Here is an 8,191-nt window from a genome sequence, read left to right on the forward strand (position 1 = left end):
GGGCAGAAACATGCGAAGAGTGATTGGTTACGTCTTCTTGCTGGTCGGCGCGTTCGCGCTGGCCGCCGCCGCAGTGGCCGGCTTCTGGGGCAGGGACGCCGCGGCGACCGTGCCGCTCAACGTGAACACCACGACCGTCCTGGACGGCACCGCCAGCGGAGCGCTGGCCAAGTCGGACACCCCGGTCCCGGTGAGATACACCCGGACCACCGAGGCGGCGCCGAAGGAGTCGACCGACGACGTCGTCGTCTTCGTCGAGGCCGGCTGCATCATGATCCAGGAGGGCGAGACCCCTCCGTGTGCCCGCGCTGAGGACGACGACCGCGTCGTGATCACGACCGAGCGGGCCTATGCCATGGACCGCAAGTCCTCCGAGGTCGTCGAGGACCAGGCCAAGTACGTCGGTGAGGACCGGGCCGTCGACGGCATGACCGGCCTGGCCGGCAAGTTCCCGTTCGAGACCGAGCGCCACGACTACGAGTACTGGGACGACACGCTGGGCACCACGGTCATCGCCACCTACGTCGACGACGTCGAGGTCGAGGGTGTGAAGACCTACCAGTTCGAGGTCTCCGCCTCCTCCGACGACGAGATCCTGTCCAAGGGCGAGGACGGCGAGGCCGACACCGACGACGACGTCCGTGGCTCCTACGAGGCCACCCAGACGATCTACGTCGAGCCGACCACCGGGTCCTACATCGACCAGAGCGCGACCCAGAAGATGGTCACCAGCAGCGGCATGGTGCTGATCGACGCCGACATGAGCTACTCCGACGAGACGGTGTCCAACAACGCCCAGGACGCCAAGGACAACATCGCCCAGCTCAAGCTGATCGGCACCTGGATCCCCGTCGGCGGCGTCGTCGCCGGCCTGATCCTCCTGCTGGTCGGCCTGTGGCTGACGCTGCGCGGTCGCAAGCCCAACGGTGGCTCCCACGCCGCCGCCGACGACCGCACGCTGGTGGACGCCTGAGGTTCACGGCGCAACCGGAACCGAGGTTCGCGGGCTCGAAGGCTGACGGCCTTCGAGCCCGCGCCCGGTTTTCCGTGGGGTGCGGTCTCCGCTGTCTAGCTGCTCGCCAGATCCGCACCGAAGATCGCGGTGCCGGGCGTCAACAGCCCCCGGGTCCGCGACCAGCCGCCCCAGATCCGCTCGTGGTCCTCGGGCCACTCCGGCTCGACCAGGTCGGTGATCCGGAACCCGGCACCGGCCAGGAGCGAGACCCAGTCGCCGAGGGTGCGGTGGTGCTCGACGTACGACACCTCGCCGGTCTCGTCGTCGACCTCGACGTAGGGGGTGCGGTCCCAGTAGGACTGTGCGGCGATGAGACCCTCGGGGCCGGGGTCGTCGGGGAACATCCACCGCGTCGGGTGGGTGATCGAGAAGGCGAAGCGGCCGCCGGGCCTCAGGACGCGGGCGGTCTCGGCGATCGCGTGGGCGATGTCGCTGACGAACTGCAGCGCTCCGAAGGAGCAGAAGACGATGTCGAAGGAGCCGTCTGCGAAGGGCAGGTCGGTCGCGGTGGCCTGCACCGCGGGCACGACGACGCCGGTCTGCTCGTCGAGGCGCCGCGAGTGCTGGAGCTGGCGGCCGGACAGGTCCAGGCCGATCGCGCGCCCGCCCTGGGTGTTCACCCACCGCGAGCACTGACAGGCACCGGAGCCGAGCTCGAGCACGTCCTTGCCGCCGACGTCGCCGAGGACGCCGAGATCGGCCTCGGTCAGTCCCTCGGGGCCCCAGACGAACCCGGCCTCGCCGAGGAAGGGTCCGTGGGTCGCCTGGTACTCGTCGGCGTACCTGTCCCAGTCGGGGCCGTTGGCGCGGCGGGACTCGGCCTCGCCGACCGTACGCCGCTCGGCTCTGACGACCGGGCCGGTGGTGTCGATGGTTTCGATCGCGCCGAAGGGATCGATGGGTGCCTCCGGCCGGACGACCGGGGTGATGGCTTGGTCCACCCCCACAGCGTATGCCCCGCGAGGTGACGCCGACAGTTGGACGGAGCCTGTGACTGGAGCGTAGGCTTGGAAACTGCGTCTGAAGTCTGCCCGGGTCCCGGACCTAGTGGACCTTGGCCTGCTACCTCGACAGCCGGTTCACACCGGGCGACGAAGCCTGTTTGTGCTGGTGCCGGCGAGGGGTTGCCGACCCGAGACTCCAGATGTGTGTGACCCGACGATATCTGTCCACCCAAGGAAACCACCTCCCTTATGACGAGCACGCTCAACATTCCTCTTCCTGACTACGACGCGCCTCAGGTCGCGATCAACGACATCGGGTCGGAAGAGGACTTCCTCGCCGCGATCGACGAGACCATCAAGTACTTCAACGACGGCGACATCGTGGATGGTGTCATCGTCAAGGTCGACCGGGACGAGGTCCTGCTCGACATCGGTTACAAGACCGAAGGTGTCATCCCGTCGCGCGAGCTCTCGATCAAGCACGACGTCGACCCGTCCGAGGTTGTCGAGGTCGGCGACAAGGTCGAGGCCCTGGTGCTCCAGAAGGAGGACAAGGAAGGCCGCCTGATCCTGTCCAAGAAGCGCGCGCAGTACGAGCGCGCCTGGGGCACGATCGAGCAGGTCAAGGAGGAGGACGGCGTCGTCGAGGGCGCGGTCATCGAGGTCGTCAAGGGTGGTCTCATCCTGGACATCGGCCTGCGTGGCTTCCTCCCGGCCTCCCTCGTCGAGATGCGTCGCGTCCGCGACCTGCAGCCGTACGTCGGCCAGACCCTCGAGGCCAAGATCATCGAGCTCGACAAGAACCGCAACAACGTGGTCCTGTCGCGCCGTGCCTGGCTCGAGCAGACCCAGTCCGAGGTTCGCCACGGCTTCCTGACCCAGCTCCAGAAGGGTCAGATCCGCAAGGGTGTCGTCTCCTCGATCGTCAACTTCGGTGCGTTCGTGGACCTCGGTGGCGTCGACGGTCTCGTCCACGTCTCCGAGCTGTCCTGGAAGCACATCGACCACCCGTCCGAGGTCGTCACCGTCGGTGACGAGGTCACCGTCGAGGTTCTCGACGTGGACATGGACCGCGAGCGTGTCTCCCTGTCGCTGAAGGCGACCCAGGAGGACCCGTGGCAGCACTTCGCCCGCACCCACCAGATCGGCCAGATCGTCCCGGGTAAGGTCACCAAGCTGGTGCCGTTCGGTTCGTTCGTCCGTGTCGAGGAGGGCATCGAGGGCCTCGTGCACATCTCCGAGCTGGCCGAGCGCCACGTGGAGATCCCCGAGCAGGTCGTCCAGGTCAACGACGACGTCATGGTCAAGATCATCGACATCGACCTCGAGCGTCGCCGGATCTCGCTCTCGCTCAAGCAGGCCAACGAGACGGTCACCTCGACCGACGTCGAGGAGTTCGACCCGACCCTCTACGGCATGCCCGCGACCTACGACGACCAGGGCAACTACATCTACCCCGAGGGCTTCGACCCGGAGACGGGCGAGTGGCTCGAGGGTTACGACGAGCAGCGCGCGAAGTGGGAGGAGCAGTACGCTCAGGCCCACGCTCGCTGGGAGGCCCACATCAAGCAGCAGCAGGAGGCCGCCGAGAAGGCTGCCGAGGCCGGCGAGGCCACCTCCTACTCCTCGGGTGGTTCGGTCGACGAGACCGTCTCCGAGGACGAGGGCGGCTCCCTCGCCTCCGACGAGGCGCTCCAGGCTCTCCGCGAGAAGCTGACCGGCGGTCAGTGAACGCGTGAGCTTCTGAGCTGATGCTCTGAAAACGCACGAATGCCCGGCCCCTTTCGAGGGGCCGGGCATTCGGGCTTTCAGGGCCACCTGGCCGCAGGCAGGCTGCTACGGGGTTCGAAGGCCGGGTCGATGGCGTGGGACCGGGGCGCGGCCTTGGGGCGGTCGCCGTGGACGACGGCGAAGGTGGCGTAGGTGGCGAGGGCGAACAGTGCGGTGAGGATCAGTGCGGTGGTCATGGCAGTAATTCTTCGCTACCAGGTATTCCTGCCACATTGGCAGAAATGCCTAAGTTGCGCGATTTCCTGCCAACTGGCACCCTTCTGAGGTGCTTAGGAACGTCGCTGCGGTGATCTGGGACGGTGTCGCCCCCTTCGAGTTCGGTGCGGTCTGCGAGGCCTTCGCCATCGACCGTCGCGATGACGGGGTGCCCTACCTCGACTTCGCTGTGTGTGCGCCGACCGCTGGGATGGTGCGCACCAACCTCGGGTTCAAGATCGAGGCGCCCAACGGCCTGGAGCGCCTCGAGGAGGCCGATCTGATCGCCATCCCCGCCTTCGGCGGTCCCAGCGGCACCCTTCCCGTGGAGGTGAAGGACGCGCTGCTGTGCGCGCACGCCCGCGGGGCCCGGTTCCTCACCGCCTGCTCCGGCGCCTTCGCGCTGGGGGAGGCGGGCCTGCTGGACGGGATCGAGTGCACCACCCACTGGAAGTACGCCACCGAGCTGCAGCGCCGTTTCCCCGAGTCGCGGGTCGTTCCCGAGGTGCTCTACGTCGACACCGGCCAGATCGTCACCAGCGCCGGCACCGCCTCCGTGCTCGACGCCGCGCTGCACATCTGGCGCCAGGAGTATGGCGCCGCGGTCGCTTCCGCCGTCGCCCGCCGGATGGTCGTCCCGCCGCAGCGCGACGGGGGACAGGCGCAGTTCATCTCCCACCCGGTCCCCGAGCCGGACGCGGAGACGCTGGGACCGCTGCTGGCCTGGATCTCGTCCCATCTCCACGAGGAGCTCGACGTGGACTCGCTGGCCCGGCAGGTGCTGATGTCGCCGCGTACGTTCGCCCGACGGTTCCGCGCCGAGACCGGGGCCACGCCCTATGCCTGGATCACCGCGCAGCGGGTCCGGCGGGCCGAGGAGCTGCTGGAGCGCACCGAGCGGTCGGTGGAGTGGATCGCGGGCGAGGTCGGCTTCGGCAACGCCGCGGCCCTGCGCCACCACTTCACCCGGGTGCGAGGCCTCTCGCCCCAGGCCTACCGGCGCCGGTTCGCCTGCGGGGAGCCGGCCAGCGCCTAGTAGGTTGACGCCATGCGCGTAGGACTCACCGGCGGGATCGCCTCGGGGAAGAGCACGGTGTCGGAGCTGCTGGCCGGGTTCGGTGCGGTGATCGTCGACTCGGACAAGATCGCCCGCGAGGTCGTCGAGCCGGGCACGCCCGGCCTCGCGGCCGTCGTCGAGGAGTTCGGACCATCGGTGCTGACCGAGTCGGGGGAGCTGGACAGGGCCAAGGTGGGGGAGATCGTCTTCGCCGACGAGGGCGCCCGCGAGCGGCTGAACGCGATCGTGCACCCGCTGGTCGGGGCGCGCTCCGCGGAGCTCGAGGAGACCGCGCGGGCGGCAGGGAGGCTCGTCGTCAACGACATCCCGCTGCTGGTCGAGGTGGGCTACGCGCCGTTCTTCGACGAGGTGATCGTCGTCGACGTGCCGGTCGAGACCCAGGTCGAGCGCGCGGTCGCGCGCGGGATGACCGAGGCCGACGCCCGCGCCCGCATCTCCGCGCAGGCCAGCCGTGAGGATCGGCTCGCGGTCGCGACGTACGTCATCGACAACACCGGCACCCTCGAGGACCTGCGCAAGCGGGTGGAGGAGATCTACGACGCCCTCGCCAGTTCGTGAGATGAGCGGGGGTTGCTGACATACTCGGCCGCGTGACTGGGGGCAAGCACACCGAATCAGAGGATCAGCAGCGTCGTCCGAGGCGTTGGATGCGACCGGTGATCGCGGGGGCCGTGCTGGCCCTGGCTGCCGGTGCGGGCGCGGCGGCGGTGACCGTCGGCGTGCCGACCAGGGTCGAGGACGAGCCGAACAAGCCGGCGGCCGCCACCACGAAGACCGACCCGAAGAAGGACACCACGCCCCTGGGCTGGGGTCCGACGCGTGGAGACCTCGCAACCGCTCGTGAGCTGGTCGCGGGCTGGGACGAGAAGCAGCTCGCCGGACAGGTCATCGTCGGCCGCTACCACGGCACCGACCCGGCCAAGGCCGCGAAGATGGTGCGCAAGCTCCACCTCGCCGGCGTCAGCGTGACCGGCGAGAACGTCGTCGACGAGGCGCAGGTGCGCGAGACGACCGCCGCGGTCTCCCGCGCGGTGGCGGCCGACGGTCGTACGTTCCCCGCGGTGATCGGCGTCGACCAGGAGGGTGGCGTCGTCTCCCACCTGCGCGGCGTGGCCACCGAGTTTCCGGCGTTCGCGCGCACCGGAGACGCCATCGAGGCGAAGCCGCGCAAGGGCATCGCCGCCACGACCGAGGCGGCGCGTACGACCGCGCTCGAGCTGCGCGACCTGGGCTTCACCTGGGCCTTCGCGCCGGTCGCCGACGTGACCGTGGGCGCGGCCGACCCGACGATCGGGTCGCGCTCGCCGAGCGAGAGGCCCAGAGTGGCAGCCACGGCGGTCTCTGCCGCGGTGCAGGGCTACAACGAGGCCGGTCTGGTCTCCACGACCAAGCATTTCCCGGGCCACGGAGCCGTCACCGGTGACACCCACCTCGGGCTCCAGGAGCTCGACTTCGGGATGAAGAAGCTCGAGCGCCGCGACCTGGTGCCGTTCGACGCCGCGGTCGATGCCGGGGCCCCGGCGGTCATGATCAGCCATGTCGACGTCAAGGCGGTGGCTCCCGGGAAGCCTGCCAGCATGGCGGCTCCGATCTACGACCTGCTCCGCGACGACCTCGGCTTCACCGGCATCGCCGTCACCGACTCGCTGGGGATGGGCGCGGTCACGACCACCACCAAGAAGCCCTCGGTCGCCGCCTTGGAGGCCGGCGCCGACCTCCTGCTGATGCCGGCCAACTCCAAGGCCGCCCACCGCAGCGTGGTCAAGGCGCTGCGTTCCGGCCGCCTCGACCGCGCTCGTGTCGAGCAGGCGGCCGCGAAGGTCGTCGCCATGCAGCTGTGGCAGCAGCGCACCGCCCAAGCGGTGCCGGTGCCTGGTGACGTACGCGAGCAGGCGGAGAAGGCCTCTGCGGCGCTCTCCGAGGTGGCCTCCGAAGGCTGACGCCCTCGCTGGTGCGTTCGTGGCACCATCGACGCATGAGCGTCGTGCTGCACGTCGACCTGGACCAGTTCATCGCGGCGGTGGAGGTGCTGCGGCGACCCGATCTCGCCGGGAAGCCGGTGATCGTGGGCGGTCGCGGGGACCCGACCGAGCGGGCAGTGGTCTCGACGGCGTCCTACGAAGCACGGGCGCACGGGGTCGGCTCCGGGATGCCGCTGCGGATCGCGGTGCGCAAGTGTCCCGACGCCGTGCTGCTGCCGGTCGACCACACCGCCTACGACGAGGCCTCCGCGGGCGTCATGGACACGCTGCGATCGTTGGAGTGGGGCGGCGTACCCGTCCTCGTCCAGGTCCTCGGCTGGGACGAGGCCTTCCTCGGCCCCGGCCCCGGCCACGGCGACGTCGGGGATCCGGTGGCCTTCGCCCAGGACGTACGCGACCTCGTGCTCGAACGCACCCGGCTGCGCAGCGGGGTCGGCGTCGGTGACAACAAGTTGCAGGCGAAGCTCGCGACGGGGTTCGCCAAGCAGCGGGTCGACGGTGCGGTCGCGCGCGAGGCCGGGGCAGGCGGTCACGAGCCCGGACCGGACGGACAGCTGCGGGGGACCGGGGTCTACCGGATCACCCACGAGACCTGGGCTGCCGAGATGGGCCACCGTCCCACCGACGCGCTGTGGGGGATCGGGGCCAAGACCGCCAAGCGCCTCGCCGGGCTCGGGATCGAGACGGTCGCCGACCTGGGTGAGGCCTCCGCCGAGCGACTGGCCGCCGAGATCGGACCCACGACCGGTCCCTGGCTGCGCCGGCTCGGCCGCGGCGCCGACACCAGCCCGGTGGACCCCTCGCCGTGGGTCCCCCGCGGCCACGGCCACGAGGAGACCTTCCAGCAGGACCTCGTCGAGTGGCCCGACATCGTCGCCGCCACCCGGCGACTGTGCGGCGAGTGCCTCGCGGACGTGCTGAAGGAGGGGCGCCCGGTCACCCGGGTGGAGATCAAGGTGCGCCTCAAGCCGTTCTTCACCGTCACCCGCGGCCACAAGCTCCCCGCGCCCACCCTCGACGGTGAGCGCCTCGCCGACGAGGCGGTGGCGCTGCTGGAGCGCGTCGAGAAGGACCGCCCGATCCGCCTGATCGGCGTACGCCTCGAGATGGCCCCTCCGCCCGAAGGCTACTGACACCTGCCGAGGGGTCACATAGGTCGGCCGAGTTGGCACCACGGTGCCAACTC

At 69.8% G+C, this 8,191-nt stretch carries 8 protein-coding genes; 6 read left to right on the forward strand and 2 right to left on the reverse strand.

Going from position 1 to position 8,191, the window contains the following annotated elements:
- Window positions 1-10 precede the first annotated feature (10 nt).
- On the forward strand, window positions 11-973 hold the full coding sequence (locus tag ACFVDI_RS24060; RefSeq protein WP_378911299.1) for a porin PorA family protein: 963 nt from the start codon (window positions 11-13) through the stop codon (window positions 971-973).
- Window positions 974-1,068: 95 nt separating this feature from the next.
- Here the strand turns inward: ACFVDI_RS24060 and ACFVDI_RS24065 are convergent, their stop codons facing one another.
- Window positions 1,069-1,956 (reverse strand): class I SAM-dependent methyltransferase, encoded by an 888-nt coding sequence (locus ACFVDI_RS24065; RefSeq protein WP_378911300.1) that lies wholly within the window; start codon window positions 1,954-1,956, stop codon window positions 1,069-1,071.
- Between the two features lie 252 nt (window positions 1,957-2,208).
- Between ACFVDI_RS24065 and rpsA the strand changes: the two genes are divergently transcribed.
- Window positions 2,209-3,690, forward strand: coding sequence for a 30S ribosomal protein S1 (gene rpsA, locus ACFVDI_RS24070; protein WP_008361841.1), 1,482 nt, complete (start codon window positions 2,209-2,211; stop codon window positions 3,688-3,690).
- Between the two features lie 77 nt (window positions 3,691-3,767).
- Here rpsA and ACFVDI_RS24075 read toward each other — a convergent pair whose 3' ends face one another.
- Complete coding sequence (locus ACFVDI_RS24075) at window positions 3,768-3,926, reverse strand: hypothetical protein (protein WP_378911301.1); 159 nt, start codon at window positions 3,924-3,926, stop codon at window positions 3,768-3,770.
- 89 nt (window positions 3,927-4,015) lie between these two features.
- Here ACFVDI_RS24075 and ACFVDI_RS24080 point away from each other — a divergent pair, with 89 nt between their 5' ends.
- The 4 genes from ACFVDI_RS24080 to ACFVDI_RS24095 all read left to right on the forward strand — a co-directional run bounded on the left by ACFVDI_RS24080 (window position 4,016) and on the right by ACFVDI_RS24095 (window position 8,138).
- Window positions 4,016-4,981, forward strand: a complete 966-nt coding sequence (locus tag ACFVDI_RS24080; RefSeq protein WP_378911302.1) for a helix-turn-helix domain-containing protein — start codon at window positions 4,016-4,018, stop codon at window positions 4,979-4,981.
- A 12-nt stretch (window positions 4,982-4,993) separates the two neighbouring features.
- On the forward strand, window positions 4,994-5,581 hold the full coding sequence (gene coaE / locus ACFVDI_RS24085) for a dephospho-CoA kinase (protein WP_378911303.1): 588 nt from the start codon (window positions 4,994-4,996) through the stop codon (window positions 5,579-5,581).
- Between the two features lie 89 nt (window positions 5,582-5,670).
- Window positions 5,671-6,963: a glycoside hydrolase family 3 N-terminal domain-containing protein gene (locus ACFVDI_RS24090; protein ID WP_378911304.1), complete on the forward strand. Its 1,293-nt coding sequence runs from the start codon at window positions 5,671-5,673 to the stop codon at window positions 6,961-6,963.
- Between the two features lie 35 nt (window positions 6,964-6,998).
- Window positions 6,999-8,138, forward strand: a complete 1,140-nt coding sequence (locus tag ACFVDI_RS24095; RefSeq protein WP_378911305.1) for a DNA polymerase IV — start codon at window positions 6,999-7,001, stop codon at window positions 8,136-8,138.
- The last annotated feature ends 53 nt before the right edge of the window (window positions 8,139-8,191 follow it).

The sequence above is a fragment of the Nocardioides sp. NPDC057767 genome, assembly GCF_042798275.1.
Classification (GTDB): Bacteria; Actinomycetota; Actinomycetes; order Propionibacteriales; family Nocardioidaceae; genus Nocardioides.